Below are 18,168 nucleotides of genomic sequence, written 5' to 3'. Positions count from 1 at the left end.
GGAGCCCCTTTTCATGTCCGATCATAATCCCGGCCTGCGTCCATGGCGCGATATTGCCCGCCGCCAGAGCCGCCAGATCATGGTCGGCAATGTGCCCGTAGGGGGCGGCGCGCCGGTCACGGTCCAGACCATGACCAACACGCTGACGCATGACGTCAAGGCGACGATCGACCAGATCCGCCGTTGTGAGGATGCTGGCGTCGATATCATCCGCGTCTCCTGCCCGGACGAGGAATCCTCGGCGGCATTGAAGCAGATCGTCCGCGCGGTGCGCGTGCCGATCGTCGCCGACATCCATTTCCACTATAAGCGCGCGCTGGAAGCGGCCGACGCCGGTGCCGCCTGTCTGCGCATCAATCCGGGTAATATCGGTTCGGAAAAGCGCGTGAAGGAAGTGGTCGACGCGGCCAAGGCCAATGGCTGCTCGATCCGCATCGGCGTCAATGCCGGCAGCCTCGAAAAGGATCTGCTCGAAAAATATGGCGAGCCTTGCCCCGAAGCGCTGGTGGAGTCCGCACTCGACCATATCAAGCTGCTCCAGGATCAGGATTTCCACGAATATAAGGTCGCGGTGAAGGCCAGCGATGTCTTCCTCGCCGTCGCTGCCTATATGCAACTGGCCGAAGCGGTCGATTGCCCGCTGCATCTTGGCATCACCGAGGCCGGCGGCCTGATCGGCGGCACGGTCAAGAGCGCGATCGGCATCGGCAATCTTCTCTGGGCCGGGATCGGCGACACGATCCGCGTCTCCCTGTCCGCCGAACCGGAAGAAGAAGTGCGGGTCGGCTATGAGATTCTGAAATCGCTCGGCATCCGCACCCGCGGCGTCAAGGTCATCTCCTGCCCCAGTTGCGCGCGACAGGGCTTCGACGTCATTCGCACGGTGCAGGCGCTGGAGGAACGGCTCCAGCATATCAACACCCCGCTCTCGCTGTCGGTGCTGGGCTGCGTCGTCAACGGTCCGGGCGAAGCCCGCGAAACCGATATCGGCCTCACCGGCGGCGGCAATGGCAAGCACATGGTCTATCTGTCGGGCGTCACCGACCATGTGATCCAGGACGATAATATGGTCGATCACATCGTGAAGCTGGTCGAGTCCAAGGCAGCGGAGATCGAAGCCGCCAATCTGGAAGCGGAATCCATCGATGCAGGCAAGGTGGAAGCGGCGGAGTAAGATTGTTCCCTACCGGCAGATCATGCTACATATCTACCGAGGAGGAAGTGCCGTGTCCTACAGCGTGAACATGACGCCTGATGGCGCGATGATCATCCCGGCTGCTTTGCGCGAACAACTGGGTTTCAAGGACGGCGAGCGGCTTGTGCTGGAAAATGACGGCGATGGTTTCACTGTTAAAAGCTATCGGCAGGTGGTGCGCGAGGTTCAGGCCGAATTTAAGCGGATGTTGAAAGGCCGTGAATTCACGGTGGACGACTTCATCGCCGAACGGCGTTTGGAAGCCGCTCGCGAAGAAGCCGAACTTAATGATAATAGTTGATTCGTCCGTTATCATCGGAATTTTGCGGGGTGAACCCGACAGCGATGCTTGGCTGGACGAGCCCGACCAACAATATGCCATGTCTGCCGTAAATCTTCAGGGAGTGTTGGTGAAAACACATAGTCTGGAGCTGGATCAACCGACGGTGGAAGCTTTGATAGACCGGCTGCAACTCGATATTGTCCCGCATGATGAAGAACATGCGCGTTATGCGGCTTCTCTCTGGCCAATGGTTCAGCATCGTGGATTATCACTGGGCGATCGCGCTTGTCTTGCTCTCGCCCGCATTTTGAACGCGCCGGTTCTGACCGCAGACAGGATGTGGGCGGACATCGACATTGGCGTCAATATTCGGTTCGTCCGATAAATTCGTCCATGTCTGCTGCTCGTCCTCTCGCGATTCCCTTCGCCGTCTGCTGCGCCGGTGTGGCGCTCTTTTCCATTATGGATGCGGCGATGAAGGGGCTCAGCCTCTCCATCGGCCTCTATAATGCCCTGCTGTGGCGGGCCATCACCGGCACGATCCTCGGCCTCGCGCTGATGCTGCTGACGCGCCAGCGCTGGCCCGCGCGCGCCGTGCTGCGCCTCCATCTGCTGCGCGGGACGGTGGTGGCGGCGATGGCGTCGCTCTTCTTCTGGGCGATCATGCGGTTGCCGCTGGCCGAAGCGATCGCGCTGTCCTTCATCGCGCCGTTGATCGCCCTCTATCTTGCGGCGTTGCTGCTGAAGGAGAGGGTCGGGCGACAGGCGATCGGCGCCTCCCTGCTGGGGCTGGTCGGCGTCGGCGTGATCCTGTCCGGCCGGTTGCGCGGCGATTATGACGCCAACGCCCTGCTTGGCGCGCTGGCAGTACTGGGATCGGCCGTGCTGTTCGCCTGGAATCTGATCCTCCAGCGCCAGCAGGCACAGCGTGCCTCCCCGATAGAGGTCGCCTTCTTCCAGCATCTCGTCATGCTGGGCGTCTTTGGGTTTGGCGCGCCTTTCTGGGCGATGCTTCCCCCGGCTGGAGCGGTGCCTCTGGTGCTGCTCGCTGCAACCCTCGCCTTCACCTCGCTGGCTGCGCTGGCCTGGGCCTATGCCCGGGCGGAGGCGCAGCGCCTGATCCCGGTTGAGTATAGCGCCTTCATCTGGGCGGCGATCATCGGCTGGTTGGCTTTCGAGGAGAAGGTAACGCCGACCACGATCGCGGGGACATTGCTGATCGTCGCAGCCTGCCTTATCGCGGCGCGCACCAAACGGGCCGATGTTTTCGATCAGGCCCCCCATGTGGAGGCAGGCACGGCATGAGCGATATCGTCATTCGGGAAGCGCAGGCGGACGACATCGACACCATATGCGCCTTCATATTGGCGCTGGCCGACTATGAACGCCTGTCCCATGAAGTGAAGGCAGACCCGGCCACGCTGGCTCGCTATCTGTTCGGCCCGCGCCCCATGGCCGAGGTGCTGATCGCGCAGCATGATGGCGTGGCGGTCGGCTTTGCCCTCTTCTTCCATAATTTTTCGACCTTCGAAGGACGACCAGGCCTCTATCTGGAAGATCTGTTCGTGCTGCCGGAGGCGCGCGGCCTTGGCGCGGGCAAGGCCCTGCTCGCCCGTCTCGCTCAACTGGCGATCGAGCGGGATTGCGCGCGGCTCGAATGGTCGGTGCTCGACTGGAACGCGCCCGCCATCGCCTTCTATCATGCGCTGGGCGCGCGGCCGATGGACGAATGGACGGTGCAGCGGGTCGATGGCGGGGCGCTGGTGGCCCTCAGTTCTTCAGCCGGTCCTCGACGCTGACGAAAATCATGGTCGCAGCAAACAGGCCGAGCGCCAGCGCGACCAGAGTGGGATAGAGGGCTGTGATCATGGGACGGATTCCTTTCCCGCCCCTTCCATCCTGCCTGTCCCCGCCGCCTCGATACGGGTTGTTACGGATGGGGCGGGACAAGCCGAGAGGCCCCGCACTTGACGGCGACTCCCCCCTCGGCGCATTGTACCGAAACGGAACATTTGGGGGACATCGAATAATATGGCCGTCGGCCGCACCGTGAAACGCTCGCCGGAATGGCGTGAAATGCTCAAGCGCAGCCTCATCCGCAGCGGCGCGCTGATTGGCGCGATCGCGCTCATGCTGGCGACCCTGTTCCTGGCGCTGGCGCTGCTCAGCTATGCCCCCAGCGATCCGTCGATGAACACCGTCGCGGGCGATCATGTCGCCAATATCATGCAGGCGCCCGGGGCATGGGCCGCCGACTTCCTGCTCTGGCTGTTCGGCGTACCTGTCGCCCTCATCCTGCCGCTGATGGGAATTACCGCGCGTCGTCTGTGGGGCGATCAGGACATGTCCGGGTGGAAGGCGCAGTTCGGCAAATGCCTGTTCGGCATTGCCCTGATCGGAATCGCGCTCGCGCTGTTCCAGATGGAACCGCTGGTCGGCCTGCCTGCCGGCTGGGGTGGGGTGATAGGCCTCGTCACGGCCAAGGGCATTGCCAGTCTGACAGCACAGGCGCCCGCTGCCGCGCCCTGGATCAGGGGTGTGCTGATCGTCCTCAGCCTGATCGTCGGCCTCTTCACCTGCTATCGCAGCCTGGCGCTGGAAAAGCCGATCATTGCGCTGCGTCGGCCTTCGCTGCCGAAACTCAGCCTGCCGCGCCCCAGCCTGTCCTTTGCGGGCGGTGGCCTCGTGGCGGATGATGACGATGACGAGCCGGTCGAGCGCGTCATCGCCCCGCGCAAGCAGGTGTCGAACGAACCCAAGCCGCCGATCACCATCCAGACGCCCAAGCCCGCTCCGGTGCAACGATCGATGGCGCCGGTCAGTCAGGACGATCTGTTCGGCAATTCGTCGCTGCCCTCGCCGGACCTGCTCAATCCCGTGCCCGCCAGTCAGGGTGGCAAGATCGACAAGGCCGCGCTGGAGCGCAACGCCCGCCTGCTCGAATCCGTGCTCGACGATTTCCATGTGAAGGGGAATATCGTCGAAGTCCGCCCCGGCCCGGTCGTCACCATGTATGAACTGGAACCGGCGCCGGGCATCAAGGCGAGCCGCGTGATCGCGTTGGCGGACGATATCGCCCGCAACATGTCGGCGCTCTCGGCGCGCGTCGCGACGATCCCCGGCCGCACCGTGATCGGCATCGAATTGCCCAATGCGAACCGGGAGGGCGTGTCCTTCCGCGAACTGATCACCAGCGAACAGTTCATGCAGGAAGCGACCCTGCCGATCATCCTGGGCAAGAATATCTCGGGCGAACCGATCATCGCCGATCTGGCGCCGATGCCGCATTTGCTGATCGCCGGTACGACCGGTTCGGGCAAGTCGGTCGGCCTCAATGCGATGATCCTGTCGCTGCTCTACCGCATGACGCCGGATCAGCTGCGCCTGATCATGATCGATCCCAAGATGCTGGAATTGTCGACCTATGACGACATTCCGCACCTCCTCTCGCCGGTCGTGACGGAGCCTGCCAAGGCGATCCGCGCCTTGAAATGGGCGGTGGAGCAGATGGAGGACCGCTATCGCATGATGGCCTCCATTTCCGTCCGCAACCTCGCCAATTATAATGAGAAGGTCCGCGCAGCCAAGGCCAAGGGCAAGCCGCTCGGTAGGCGGGTCCAGACCGGCTATGACCCCGACACCGGCAAGCCCATCTATGAAGAGGAGCAGCTCGATTTCCAGCCGCTGCCGCAGATCGTGGTGGTGGTCGACGAACTGGCCGACCTCATGATGACGGCGGGCAAGGAAGTCGAATTCCTGATCCAGCGTCTGGCGCAGAAGGCTCGCGCGGCGGGCATCCACCTGATCCTGGCGACGCAGCGGCCTTCGGTGGACGTCATCACCGGCGTCATCAAGGCGAACCTGCCGACCCGCATCAGCTTCTTCGTGACGTCGAAGATCGACAGCCGCACCATCCTGGGCGAGCAGGGCGCCGAACAGCTGCTGGGCAAGGGCGACATGCTCTACATGCATGGCGGCAAGGGGCTGACCCGCGTCCATGGTCCCTTCGTTTCCGACGATGAAGTCCGCGTGGTCGCCGACCATTGGCGCGCGCAGGGCCAGCCCGATTATATCTCCGCCGTCACCGAGGAGCCGGAAGAAGGCAGCTTCGCGCTCGACGGGGTCGATCTTGGCGATGACAGCCCGGACGCCCAACTGTTCCGCAAGGCATGCCAGCTCGTCTTCGAGAATCAGAAGGCCTCGACCAGCTGGCTGCAACGCCAGCTCCGTGTCGGCTACAACAGCGCCGCGCGCCTGATCGAACGGATGGAAGAGGAAGGGCTGGTCGGCCCGCCCAACCATGTCGGCCGCCGCGAAGTGCTGCGCGACGAGAATGGAAATCCGCTCTGAATGGCAGGAAACGCGTGACGATTGCATGACGCGCAATCGCTCTTTCGGCCTTCGCATTTGCGAGAATGAACCGGTTCGAACATAGAGAGCAGGCCTTTCAGGCATCCTCTCCTAAAAACTTTCAAGGGCCGGTCGTCAGATCGGCCTTTTTTTTATGCGCGAAACTGTCTAGGCGTGCGCCTGCTGCTGCCGCGCCGATAACATAATTGGAGCGGTGCCGCCGGTCAGACCGGCAGGGCGAGGCGGGAGCATGGGGGATTGAGCCTTTCCGGCTTTGCATGGATGCTCTCCCCCATCACCTTACCCAATAGCCAAAGCTTGCTATTTCGGAACAGGCGGGTTCACAACGGGTTCAAGCCGCATCGCCTAGCTCTCCTCTTCCAGACAATCGGAGTTGAATGCCATGAAGCGCATGATTGCGCCCCTCGCGCTTGCCCTTGCTGCTACCGCGCCGCTGATCGTCCCGACCAGCTCCGCGGTCGCGCAGCAGGACCAGTCCGACCTTGCGAAGGTCGATGCCGCCCTTCGGGCGCTCACCACCCTGACCGCCGATTTCAGCCAGACGGACCGCAACGGCCAGACGCTGACAGGCCAGTTGACGATCAAGCAGCCGGGCAAGGTCCGATTCCAATATCAGAAGGGTATACCGCTGCTGATCGTGGGCGATGGCAAGGCGCTGACCATGATCGATTATGAAGTGCGCCAGGTGCAGCGCTGGCCGATCGGCAACTCGCCGCTGGGCGCGCTGCTCGATCCCACCAAATTGTCCAGATATGGCAAGATGGTGCAGACCGGCGATCCGTCGATCCTGAGCGTGCAGGTGCGCGATCCTAAGCGGCCCGAATATGGCACCATCTCCATGATCTTCAAAAAGGACGCGGCCAGCCCGGCGGGCCTGCAACTATATGGCTGGGTCGCGCTCGACGCCCAGAATAACCGGACGGCGGTGCGCCTGACCAACCAGCGCTATGGCGTTCCGGTCGCCGATTCCGCCTTCCGCTGGACCGATCCGCGACCCAAGGGGCGCTCGGCCGGCGGCTGAATCGAGCGCTCCGCGCGGCAGATGAACAAAGTTTCTTTTCCGTTCATCTGCCGCTCATATCCGGGGCGCTAATCAGTAACTCACGGCGGAAGGCAGAACCGGGATTTCCCCCCTGTTACCCGGTCCCCATCTTCCGTCGCAAAGCGCTTCAAGGGCGCGATCGAGACCCCCGTTCCACGCCCCCGGAGCGGGGGTCTTACTTTGTCCGCCATCTTGTCCTGCCGCTTGCGCAACGGCGCGTGCGCTCCTAGTTGGCGTAACATGGCCGACACCCTTTCCATCTGCTCCTGGAACATCAACTCCGTCCGCGCGCGCATCGACATCGTCGAACAGCTGCTCCGTCAGGAAGCGCCCGACATTCTCTGCCTTCAGGAAACCAAGGTGGTGAACGAAATCTATCCCACCGAAATGTTCAAACGGCTGGGCTATGTGCATCAGGTGCTGAACGGTCAGCGCATGCATCATGGCGTCGCGATCATGAGCAAGGTGCCGATTTACGAGGACGACCGGTTCGACTGGCAGGCCAATGGCGAAGCGCGCCATGTCGGCGTTCGGCTCGAAAATGGCGTGCGGATCGAGAATGTCTATGTTCCGGCTGGTGGCGACGTTCCCGATCGGGAAGTGAACCCCAAATTCGGCCAGAAGCTCGATTTCATCGAACGGATGATCCAATGGTCGTCCGCGCTCGACAAGAAGCCGACGATTCTAACCGGCGACTTCAACATCGCGCCGCTGGAAAGCGACGTGTGGAGCCACAAGCAGTTGCTGAACGTCGTTAGCCACACGCCGATCGAATGCGAAATCCTCGCCCGGTTGCAGGCGTCGAACGACTGGGTCGATATCGGCCGTCATTTCCACCCCGCGCCCGCCCGCCTTTACACTTGGTGGAGCTATCGCGCGAAGGACTGGGCGGAATCGGATCGCGGCCGTCGCCTCGATCATATGTGGATGACGCACGACGTCGCCGACAAGGCGGTCAGCCACCGCCTGGTCGAACCGGCGCGTAGCTGGGTCAAGCCGTCCGACCATATCCCGATCATCACCGAGTTCGCCTTCTGATGCACGGGCGGCAGGCTGCCCGCGCGATCGATGCGCTGCGTCGTGGCTGGGCGATCCGCCTGACCGCGCCCGACGGCGCGATCCGCCTGATGGCGATCGAGGGGGCGGACGCCGTGACGCTGGCCGATTTCGATCCCGACGGGCGGGCCGACATCCTGATTTCCGCCGCCCGCGCCGAAACCTTGAAGCTGGCCAACCAACTGGCCGCCGCCGATCCCGAATGGCCGGTGCTGGTCGAGCGCACGCCATGGATAGATGCGGACGCGGCCACCGCCATCGCCGACCCGGTTCTCGACCTCGCCTCGCCGCTCAAGGGGCCGTTCCGCGCCCGCGCGCTGCCTGCGCCACAGGCGGCCAAGGCGGCCCTCCGCCTGGCACGGCTGGCCGGGATCCTCCCCGCTTACTTCCTGCTGGAAGGCGATGGTCCGGCCGAGGTAGAGCTCAGCGCCGAAGATATCGCCGCCTATGACGACGCGATTCACTTGGCCATCGCCACCCGTGCGCGCCTGCCAGTGTCCGCTAGCGAGAGCGCGGAAATCGTCGCCTTCCGCAGCCCGGACGAACCGCGCGAACATATCGCGCTGATCGTGGGCCAGCGCGATTCCTCGCCCCCCGTCATCCGCCTGCATAGTGAATGCCTGACCGGCGATGTGCTGGGCAGCCTGAAATGCGACTGCGGCCCGCAATTGCATGAGGCGTTGCATCGCATTGCCGACGCGCCCTGGGGCATCCTCCTATATTTGCGGCAGGAAGGGCGCGGCATTGGCCTCGTCAACAAGCTGCGGGCCTATGCGATGCAGGACCAGGGCTTCGATACGGTCGACGCCAATGTCCGCCTTGGTTTTGCGATCGACGCGCGCGATTTCTCGGTCGCCGCGCGAATGCTGGACCTGCTGGGTGTCGGACAGGTGCGCCTTCTCACCAACAATCCCAACAAGGTGACGGGGCTGGAAGCGGCCGGCATCAAGGTGCGCGAGCGACTGCCGATCATCCTGCCCACCAACCCCCATAATGAACGCTATCTCGCCACCAAGCGCGACCGCACTGGCCACCAGCTATGAGTGATTTTAAGTCAGATGGAACATCTGACGGCTCGAAAATCACGCAAAAGAAAGGCAGGACTCTGGTCCGCGTCGATAGCGGCGCGGGCCGCCTGACATTTGGCGATCTGACTATGGCCTGCACGATCGGCCGGGGCGGCGTCTGTGCGGCTGCGGACAAGCGGGAAGGGGATGGCTGCACGCCGATCGGCACATGGCCGATCCGGGGGGTGCTGTTGCGGCGGGGCAAGGTCGAGGCAAGCGGTCTGCGTCTGCCATGGCGCTGGGTGCGCGCGAACGACGGCTGGTCGGACGATATCGCCGACCCGGCCTATAACCGCCCCGTCCGCCTGCCGCGCACCTTCTCCGCCGAAAGCTTGATCCGTAGCGACGACGCCTATGATGTCATCGTCGTGCTGGGCCATAATGACGCACCACCGGTGCAGGGGCACGGCAGTGCGATCTTCTTCCATCTGTCCGAAGGCCGCCCCACGGCGGGCTGCGTCGCGATCGAGCGGGAAGACATGCTGTGCCTGTTACCCCTGCTCACGCCCGACGACGCGATGGAGATCAGATAAAAGCAACGTGCTCCTGCGCAAGCAGGAGCACCGACTTTGCTCACGCCATCTCCAGCGCTTCGCCCACCTCACCGCCTGCCGCTTCCAGCAAACGCCGCTCCAGCGTCTGCAACCGGCCCCTGCTCTCGATCTTCCCGCCCAGCAGGTCGGTGACGTAGAAAGTATCGACCGCGCGCTCGCCATAGGTCGCGACATGGGCGCTATGCACTGTCACCTTCGACTGGAACAGCGCATTGGCGAGGCTGAACAGCAGCGCCGGCCGATCGCGCGCATTCACCTCGACCACGGTGAAGCGGTTCGACGCCTTGTTGTCGATCAGCACATTGGGTTCGATGCGGAAAGCTTCGGCGCGGGTGCGGGGTAGGGGACGTGCCGCCAGCTTGGTGATCAGCCGATGCCGGTTCGACAACGAATCCTCGATCGCGTTGCGGATGCGGGTCAGTTGTTCCGGGCTGTGGAAGGCACCGCCCAGCGGGTCCTGCACCAGGAAATTGTCGATCGCCACGCCATCGCGCGTCGTATGGATGCGTGCGTCGATGATGTTGCCGCCGGCCAGATGGATGGCGCCGGCGATGCGATAGAACAGGCCGGGATGGTCCGCCGCATAGACGGTGACGAGAGTCGCGCCGCGCTGCGGATAAAATTGCGCCGCGATCGACAGGGGGGATTCGCCCGCCGCCAATATATGCTGAGCATTGTGAAACAATATGTCTTCAGGCTCGGCGATCCAGTAGGATTCCGGCAGTCGCTTGCTGAACGCTTCGAACGTCGCCTCGTCGACGCCCAGAGCCCGGCGCAACCCTTCCTGCTTGGCGATAACGCGCTCGCCCCGGCCCTTCTGCTTATGTCCCAGACGCAGCACTTCTTCGGCCGAATCATAGAGATCGCCCAGCAACTGCCGCTTCCAGCTGTTCCACACGCCCGGGCCGACCGCGCGAATGTCCACTACCGTCAGGCACAGCAGCAGGCGCAGTCGCTCGGGACTCTGCACCACATCGACGAAATCGAGAATGGTCTTATAGTCCGCCAGATCGCGTTTGAAGGCGGTGGCCGACATCAGCAGGTGATAGCGCACCAGCCAGGCGACGGTCTCCGTCTCGGCCGGGGTCAGGCCCAGCCGCGGGCAGAGATGTTCCGCCACTTCCGCGCCCAGCAGGCTGTGGTCGCCACCGCGCCCCTTGGCTATGTCGTGCAGCAGCACCGCGACATAGAGCACCCGGCGCGACAGGATCTTGCCCATCAGGTCGGTGGCAAGGGGGTGGTCGGTCGGCAATTCCCCCTTCTCTATGCGGGAAAGCAGGCCGACCGCGCGGATCGTATGCTCATCGACGGTGTAGTGATGATACATGTCGAACTGCATCTGCGCGACGACCCGGCGGAAGTCGGGAATGAAGCGGCCGAACACCGTGGATTCGTTCATCCAGCGCAACACCGTCTCCGGGTCGCGTGGCGATGTCAGCACCTCCAGAAAGGCAGCGTTGGCGCGCGGGTCCTTGCGGACCTTGGCTGTGATCAGCCCTGCGTCCCGACTGGCGGCGCGCATGGCGCTGGGGTGGATTTGCAGGCCATGCTTGTCCGCCACGGCAAATATTTCCAGCATCCGCACCGGGTCCGCCTGGAAAAAATCGTCACTCGGCAGCGACAGCCGGCCGCGATCCAGCACGAATCCGTCCAGCTTCTTGGGCCGGCGGAAGATGGACGGGATATAGCGCCGCCCCTTCGGCCCCATCTGGTCGTCCAGATGGGCCAGAAATACCGCCGTCAGATCGCCCACCGTCTTCGCATTCAGGAAATAATAGCGCATGAAGCGCTCGACGCCCGATCGCCCGGCGCGGCCGGTAAAGTGCATTCGCGTCGCCGTTTCCAGCTGAAGATCGAAGGTCAACCGGTCCTCGGCCCGGCCCGTGATCGTGTGCAGATGGCATCGCACCGCCCACAGGAAATCCTCGGCCTTCTCGAACTGGCGCAATTCGGCCTGGGTCAGCAGGCCGACATCGACCAGTTCGGCGACCGATCGCACCCGGTTCACATATTTGCCGATCCAGAACAAAGTGTGCAGATCGCGCAGACCGCCCTTGCCTTCCTTCACATTGGGTTCGACGACATAGCGGCTGTCGCCCATCCTTTTGTGGCGCTCGTCGCGCTCTTCCAGCTTCTCGGTCACGAAGGCGCGGGCATTGCCCTGCATCACCTCGGCGTCGAACCGGACCGACGTCTCTTCGTACAGCGCCCGGTCGCCCCAGACATAGCGCGCTTCCAGCAAGGCGGTGCGCACGGTCAGGTCAGCCTTGGCCATCCGCATCGTCTCGTCGATCGAACGGCTGCTATGGCCGACCTTCAGGCCGAGATCCCACAGCGAATAGAGCATGGATTCGATCACCTGCTCGGTCCAGCCGGTCGGCTTCCAGGGAGTGATGAAACCGATGTCGACGTCGCTGTGCGGCGCCATTTCGCCCCGGCCATAGCCGCCTACCGCAATCAGCACGATCCGCTCGCCGGTGCTGCGATTGCCGGCCGGGTAGAGATGATGAGTGGTCGCGTCGTAGAGCAGGCGCAATATCTGGTCGATCAGGAAGGCAAAGGCGGTAACCGACTCCCGGCCGCGCGTCGGCTTGGCCTCCAGCCGTCGTGCCACTTCCGTGCGGCCCTGCTCCAGCGCGGCCTTCAATTCCTTCACGATTCCTGCCCGCAACCGCATCGCATCGCCGCGATGCTCCTGCGCCAGCGCGTGGATCGTGTCGGAAATCGCGCGGCGGTCGATGATCGCGCGGCGCGATCCCAAAGTGGGGAATTGCATGACCATGGGCGCTATCTAGTCATGCCGCGCGTCGGCGGCCAGTTGTTTCAAGCGATAGAGATGATCCAGTGCCTCACGGGGGGACAGTGAGTCCGCGTCGATCGCATCGATCGCGGCGCGCAGCGGATCGACCGTCTCTTCTTCCTGCGCCGCCACCGCCGCGAACAGCGGCAGGTCGTCCAGTCCCGCCGCGATCCCGCCGGTCTTCGCCTTGCCCGCTTCCAGCCGCGACAGCACATCCTTGGCGCGTTTCAGGACGGCGGGCGGCAAGCCCGCCAGCCGGGCGACAGCCAGACCATAGCTGCGATCGGCCGGCCCCTCGGACAGTTCGTGCAGCAGGATCAGGTCGCCTTTCCACTCCCGCGCGCGGACATGGTGCAGCGACAGGGACGAGAGCGTCTCGGCCAGCCGCGTCAACTCATGATAATGGGTGGCGAACAGGCAGCGGCAGCGATTGACCTCATGCACCGCTTCCACCACCGCCCAGGCCAGCGCCAGTCCGTCATAGGTGGATGTGCCGCGCCCGACTTCGTCCAGGATGACGAAGCTGCGCGCGCTCGCCTGCGCCAGGATCGCCGCCGTCTCGACCATCTCCACCATGAAGGTGGATCGCCCCTTGGCCAGATTGTCGGACGCGCCGACCCGGCTGAACAGCCGGTCGACCAGAGTCAGTGTCGCCGATTGCGCGGGCACATAGCCGCCCGCCTGCGCCAGGATGACGATCAGCGCATTCTGCCGCAGGAAGGTCGATTTACCGCCCATGTTCGGGCCAGTGACCAGCCATAGCCGGTCGCCCTCGTTCAACCGGCAATCATTGGCGACGAAGGGCTGGCCCTCCTTGCGCAGCGCATCCTCGACCACCGGATGCCGCCCGCCCACGATGTCGAGGCACTGGCCCGCCCCGTCATCCGCCACGAAATGCGGCCGCTGCCAGCCGCCCTCCGCCGCCCGTTCGGCGAGCGAGGCGGCGACGTCGAGCCGCGCCAGCGCGTCGGCGGCGCGGGCAATGTCGGCCTTGCGGTCCAGCACCGCGCCGATCAATTCCTCCAGATGCGCCGCTTCCGCCACCAGCGCATGGGCGCCCGCCTGCGCCACGCGCCCGGCTTCCTCATGCAGATCGATCGAATTGAAGCGCACCACGCCGGCCAGCGTCTGGCGATGGGTGAAGCCGCTATCGGGCGCCATCAGCGTGTCGGCGGCGCGGGCCGGCACCTCGACATGATAGCCCAGCACGCCATTATGCCGAATCTTGAGCGCGCTTATGCTGGTCTGCTCACGATATTTGGCCTCCAGCGCGGCGATAGCGCGACGGCCATCGCCCGCCATGCGGCGCAATTCGTCCAGCGCAGGATCATAGCCGTCGGCGATATAGCCACCGCTGGCCGTCTCGGTCGGCGGCGCAGGGACCAGCGCGCGCGACAGAGCATCGACCAGCGCGCCATGCCCGTCGAGCGCGGGCAGCAATTGTTGCAGCAGTTGCGGCGTATCGGCCAGCCGACCCAGCCGCTCGCGCAGCAGCCGCGCTTCGCCCAGACCATCACGCAACTGCCCCAGATCGCGCGGGCTGCCCCGTCCCACCGCCACGCGCCCCAGCGCCCGGCCGATATCGGGCAGCGCCCGCAAAGCCCCGCGCAACTGGTCGCGCAGGATGGAATCGTCATGGAACAGTTGCACCAACCCCAGCCGCGCCTCGATCATGGCCAGATCCATCAGCGGGGCCGACAAATCCTGCCCCAGCAGTCGCGCACCCGCCCCTGTTACGGTGCGGTCGATCGCGCCCAGCAGGCTACCCGCGCGTGTTCCGCCGGTCGTCGCCACGATCTCCAGACTCTCGCGCGTCGCGGCATCGATCGCGACATGGCCGCCGCTGGTCTTGCGCAGCGGCGGGGCGAGGAAGGGCATGCTGCCCTTGCCGGCATGGTCGAGATAGGCGATCAGGCCGCCCATCGCTGCCAACTCGGCGCGCCCAAACTGGCCGAACCCGTCCAGCGTCGCCACCGCGAACAGCCGTTTCAGCGCCTCTTCGGCGCGGCTGCTGGAAAAGGCGGCACGATCGAACGGATGGCAGTCGGCCAGATCGAGGGACGAACTTTCGGCAACCACCGTTTCGCTCGGCCGCAGGCGGGCCAGTTCGGCGGGCAGGTCGCCGATCGGGCAGGTCATCGTCTCGAACCGGCCGGTGGAAATATCTGCCGCCGCAATGCCGATCTCGCCCGCGCCGTCTCCGCCGACCTGCGCCAACGCCACCAGCATATTGTCGCGCCGACTGTCGAGCAGGGTTTCCTCGGTCAGCGTACCGGCCGTAACATAGCGGACGATGGCCCGCGCCACCAATGTCTTGCCCCCTCGCGCCTTGGCCTGCGCCGGTGTCTCGGTCTGTTCGGCGATGGCGACGCGATGACCGCCCTTGATCAACCGAGCCAGATATCCCTCGGCGCTATGCACCGGCACACCGCACATCGGGATCGGCGCGCCACCATGTTCGCCCCGGCTGGTCAGCGCGATATCCAGCGTCGCCGCCGCCATTTTCGCGTCATCGAAGAACAGCTCGAAAAAGTCGCCCATGCGGTAGAAGAGCAGGCAGTCCTGCGCCTCGGCCTTCAGCGCCAGATATTGCGCCATCATGGGGGTCGGTTGGGTGGATGTGTCGGTCGAACTGGCCATGGGGCAAGCGGATAGCCCGAACCCGCCGTTGAAACCAGAGCTTCGCAAAAGGGCAGTATAATTGCGCTTCTCGCACTTGCCCCCAAGATAATCTTGCCGCTAGGGCCGACTTATTGTTCCAATATATGGGTGTCCCGATGACCGATAAACCGAGTGTGGAATTTTCCGAGCGCGAGGCGCTGTTCTTCCACTCGACCGGCCGTCCCGGCAAGATCGAGATCATCGCGTCGAAGCCGATGGCGACCCAGCGCGACCTGAGCCTCGCTTACTCGCCCGGCGTGGCCGTTCCGGTCCGCGCCATCGCCGCCGATCCGGCGACCGCCTATGACTATACGGCCAAGGGCAATCTGGTCGCGGTCATCTCCAACGGTACGGCGATCTTGGGGCTCGGCAACCTCGGTGCGCTCGCGTCCAAGCCGGTGATGGAGGGCAAGGCAGTGCTCTTCAAGCGCTTCGCCGACGTCGATTCGATCGATATCGAGCTGAAGACCGAGGATGTCGACCGCTTCATCGACGCGGTCGAACTGATGGAGCCGACCTTTGGCGGCATCAACCTTGAAGATATCAAGGCGCCCGAATGCTTCATCATCGAACAGACGCTGAAAGAGCGGATGAACATACCGGTCTTTCATGACGACCAGCATGGCACCGCGATCATCGCAGCGGCGGGCGTCATCAACGCGGCCTTGCTCACCGGCCGTGACATGAAGGACATGAAGGTGGTGGTGAACGGTGCGGGCGCTGCCTCCATCAGCTGCACCGAACTGATCAAGGCGCTGGGCGTCCCGCAAGACAATGTCATCATGTGTGACAGCAAGGGCGTCATCTATCAGGGCCGTACCGAGGGCATGAACCAGTGGAAGTCGGCCCATGCGGTCAAGACGGACGCCCGCACCCTGACCGAAGCGGTTAAGGGCGCCGACGTGTTCCTGGGCCTCTCGGTCGCGGGCGCCATGTCGCAGGATATGGTGAAGTTGATGGCGGCCAACCCGATCATCTTCGCCATGGCCAATCCCGACCCGGAGATCCTGCCGCCCGACGCGCACGCCGTCCGCCCTGACGCGATCGTCGCCACCGGCCGGTCGGACTTCCCCAATCAGGTCAACAATGTCCTGGGCTTCCCCTTCATCTTCCGCGGCGCACTCGATGTGCGGGCCACCGGCATCAATGAAGCGATGAAGTTGGCGGCCGCGCACGCCATTGCCGAACTGGCGCGCGAACAGGTGCCCGAAGAAGTGGCCAAGGCCTATGGCCGTTCGCACAGCTTCGGCCCCGACTATATCATCCCCGCGCCCTTCGACCCGCGTCTGATGGAAGTGGTGCCCGCCGCTGTCGCCCAGGCGGCGATGGAAACCGGCGTCGCGCAAAAGCCGATCGAGGACATGGACGCCTATCGCCAGTCCCTCAAGGCCCGGCTCAACCCGACCACTACTGTCCTCACCACCGCCTATGAAGTGGCCCGCGCCAATCCCAAGCGCGTCGTCTTTGCCGAGGCGGAGGAAGAAGTGGTGCTGCGCGCGGCGATCCAGTTCCGCGAACATGGCTATGGCATTCCGGTGCTGGTCGGCCGCGATTATGTGCGCGACAAGCTCAAGGAACTGGGCGTGCGCGATCCCGAAAGCTTCGAACTGCATAACAGCGTCAATTCGCCGCTGGTGCCCGACATGGTCGACCAGCTTTATGCCCGCCTCCAGCGCCGGGGCTATCTGCGCCGCGATTGCGAGCGGATGGTCAATCGCGATCGCAACATCTTCGGATCGCTGCTGGTCAAGATGGGTGTCGCCGATGCCATGATCACCGGCGTCACCCGCCCCTATGGCCAGACCCTGCGCGAAGTGAAGCGGGTGATGGACCCGGCGGCCGGCCGCACCCCTTTCGGCATCCATGTCATGGTGACCAAGGACAAGACCGTGTTCCTGGCCGATACCACCGTCCACGAACGCCCCTCGGCGGTCGAACTGGCGGACATTGCGGAAGGCACGGTCGCCGTCGCCCGCCGCATGGGCCATGATCCGCGCGTCGCCTTCCTCTCTTATTCCAACTTCGGCAACCCGCCCGGCGCCTATCTCGACAATGTTCGCGATGCCGTGAAGGTGCTGGACGAGCGCGACGTCGATTTCGAATATGAAGGCGAAATGACGCCGGACGCGGCGCTCAATCCGGCGGTGATGAAAAATTATCCGTTCAGCCGTCTGTCGGGACCGGCCAATGTCCTGGTCATGCCGGGGCTGCAATCGGCCAATATCTCGGCCAAGCTGCTGCGCGAACTGGGTGGCACCTCCACGATCGGGCCGGTGCTGGTCGGCATGGAAAAATCGGTGCAGATCGCGACCATGTCGTCCAATGCATCCGAACTCCTGACTCTCGCCGTGCTGGCGGCCGGCGGCGTCGCCCTCTGATCCGGGCGCGTCGATCCCTGAGTTTTTCTCGTGGGTTCGGGGCGCTTTTTCACTTGCAACCCTTTCCCCCTGCGCGACAGGGGAAGGGGTATGAATATTTTCCGGAGCAAGCAGCCATGACCGAGGCCAGTTTCGACAGCGCGACCTTCCGGCGCGTGCTGGGCCATTATCCGACCGGCGTTTGCGTCGTGACCGCCGTGGAGGCGGACGGCGCACCGGTCGGCATGGTCGTCGGCTCCTTCACCTCCGTCTCGCTCGATCCGCCTTTGGTGGCCTTCTTTCCGGCCAAAAGCTCGGGCAGTTGGCCGCGGATACAGGCGGTGGGCAAATTCTGCGTCAACGTGCTGGCCAGCGACCAGCAGCCGCTCTGCCGCCAGATTGCCGGCCCCGGCCCGGACAAGTTCGCCGGCGTGTCCCACCGCGTTTCGGCCAATGGTTCGCCGATCCTGGACGATGTCGTCGCCTGGATCGACTGCACGCTGGATGCGGTGCATGAAGCGGGCGACCATCATATCGTTCTGGGCCGTGTTGTGGCGCTGGAAGTGGAACGGCCGGATCGGCCTTTGCTCTTCTTTCAGGGCAATTATGGCGAATTTTCCCTGCTGGGATGACGGAAGGGTGCGGGGCGCACCGTCAAAAGGATAATCATGGATTGACGGTCGGCTGTTGTCTTTCCAATATATGACGGGCCGGACATTCAGGGGACATATTACGGCTCCTTAACCGCTATTGCCTATTGCAGGCTTGTTGCCCCCCTGACC

The 18,168-nt window shown here is 63.9% G+C and carries 14 protein-coding genes; 12 read left to right on the top strand and 2 right to left on the bottom strand.

The window, feature by feature from the left end; translation table 11 throughout:
• Window positions 1-13: 13 nt before the first annotated feature.
• The 10 genes from ispG to BMX92_RS14450 all read left to right on the top strand — a co-directional run bounded on the left by ispG (window position 14) and on the right by BMX92_RS14450 (window position 9,547).
• Entirely contained in the window at window positions 14-1,174 is a 1,161-nt protein-coding gene (gene ispG, locus BMX92_RS14495; protein ID WP_093017704.1) for a flavodoxin-dependent (E)-4-hydroxy-3-methylbut-2-enyl-diphosphate synthase, read from the top strand.
• A 52-nt stretch (window positions 1,175-1,226) separates the two neighbouring features.
• Window positions 1,227-1,496, top strand: coding sequence for an AbrB/MazE/SpoVT family DNA-binding domain-containing protein (locus BMX92_RS14490; protein ID WP_093017702.1), 270 nt, complete (start codon window positions 1,227-1,229; stop codon window positions 1,494-1,496).
• Complete coding sequence (locus BMX92_RS14485; protein ID WP_093017700.1) at window positions 1,483-1,863, top strand: type II toxin-antitoxin system VapC family toxin; 381 nt, start codon at window positions 1,483-1,485, stop codon at window positions 1,861-1,863. Before BMX92_RS14490 ends, BMX92_RS14485 begins: the two co-directional genes overlap by 14 nt.
• Window positions 1,864-1,871: 8 nt before the next feature.
• Window positions 1,872-2,783, top strand: coding sequence for a DMT family transporter (locus BMX92_RS14480; protein WP_093017698.1), 912 nt, complete (start codon window positions 1,872-1,874; stop codon window positions 2,781-2,783).
• Window positions 2,780-3,277, top strand: coding sequence for a GNAT family N-acetyltransferase (locus BMX92_RS14475; protein ID WP_093017696.1), 498 nt, complete (start codon window positions 2,780-2,782; stop codon window positions 3,275-3,277). The genes BMX92_RS14480 and BMX92_RS14475 overlap by 4 nt, the downstream gene beginning before the upstream one ends.
• A gap of 232 nt (window positions 3,278-3,509) precedes the next feature.
• On the top strand, window positions 3,510-5,828 hold the full coding sequence (locus BMX92_RS14470; RefSeq protein WP_093017694.1) for an FtsK/SpoIIIE family DNA translocase: 2,319 nt from the start codon (window positions 3,510-3,512) through the stop codon (window positions 5,826-5,828).
• 403 nt (window positions 5,829-6,231) lie between these two features.
• On the top strand, window positions 6,232-6,870 hold the full coding sequence (locus BMX92_RS14465; RefSeq protein WP_093017875.1) for a LolA family protein: 639 nt from the start codon (window positions 6,232-6,234) through the stop codon (window positions 6,868-6,870).
• A 261-nt stretch (window positions 6,871-7,131) separates the two neighbouring features.
• Window positions 7,132-7,929 carry an exodeoxyribonuclease III gene (locus BMX92_RS14460; protein ID WP_093017692.1) on the top strand — a complete coding sequence of 266 codons (798 nt, stop codon included), beginning with the start codon at window positions 7,132-7,134 and terminating at the stop codon, window positions 7,927-7,929.
• Window positions 7,929-8,990 carry a GTP cyclohydrolase II gene (gene ribA / locus BMX92_RS14455; RefSeq protein WP_093017690.1) on the top strand — a complete coding sequence of 354 codons (1,062 nt, stop codon included), beginning with the start codon at window positions 7,929-7,931 and terminating at the stop codon, window positions 8,988-8,990. Before BMX92_RS14460 ends, ribA begins: the two co-directional genes overlap by 1 nt.
• Window positions 8,987-9,547: a L,D-transpeptidase family protein gene (locus BMX92_RS14450; RefSeq protein ID WP_093017688.1), complete on the top strand. Its 561-nt coding sequence runs from the start codon at window positions 8,987-8,989 to the stop codon at window positions 9,545-9,547. The genes ribA and BMX92_RS14450 overlap by 4 nt, the downstream gene beginning before the upstream one ends.
• 40 nt (window positions 9,548-9,587) lie before the next feature.
• Here BMX92_RS14450 and BMX92_RS14445 read toward each other — a convergent pair whose 3' ends face one another.
• Window positions 9,588-12,350 carry a [protein-PII] uridylyltransferase gene (locus BMX92_RS14445; protein ID WP_093017686.1) on the bottom strand — a complete coding sequence of 921 codons (2,763 nt, stop codon included), beginning with the start codon at window positions 12,348-12,350 and terminating at the stop codon, window positions 9,588-9,590.
• A gap of 9 nt (window positions 12,351-12,359) precedes the next feature.
• Window positions 12,360-15,008 carry a DNA mismatch repair protein MutS gene (gene mutS / locus BMX92_RS14440; protein ID WP_093017684.1) on the bottom strand — a complete coding sequence of 883 codons (2,649 nt, stop codon included), beginning with the start codon at window positions 15,006-15,008 and terminating at the stop codon, window positions 12,360-12,362.
• A 137-nt stretch (window positions 15,009-15,145) separates the two neighbouring features.
• On the opposite strand from mutS, the gene BMX92_RS14435 reads away from it, so the two are divergent.
• Both BMX92_RS14435 and BMX92_RS14430 read left to right on the top strand, forming a co-directional pair.
• Window positions 15,146-17,407: an NADP-dependent malic enzyme gene (locus tag BMX92_RS14435; protein ID WP_093017682.1), complete on the top strand. Its 2,262-nt coding sequence runs from the start codon at window positions 15,146-15,148 to the stop codon at window positions 17,405-17,407.
• A gap of 116 nt (window positions 17,408-17,523) precedes the next feature.
• Window positions 17,524-18,018 (top strand): flavin reductase family protein, encoded by a 495-nt coding sequence (locus BMX92_RS14430; RefSeq protein ID WP_093017680.1) that lies wholly within the window; start codon window positions 17,524-17,526, stop codon window positions 18,016-18,018.
• The last annotated feature ends 150 nt before the right edge of the window (window positions 18,019-18,168 follow it).

The sequence above is a fragment of the Sphingobium sp. YR768 genome (assembly GCF_900111125.1).
GTDB lineage: Bacteria > Pseudomonadota > Alphaproteobacteria > Sphingomonadales > Sphingomonadaceae > Sphingobium.
This window is presented reverse-complemented; position numbering and strand designations above follow the sequence as displayed.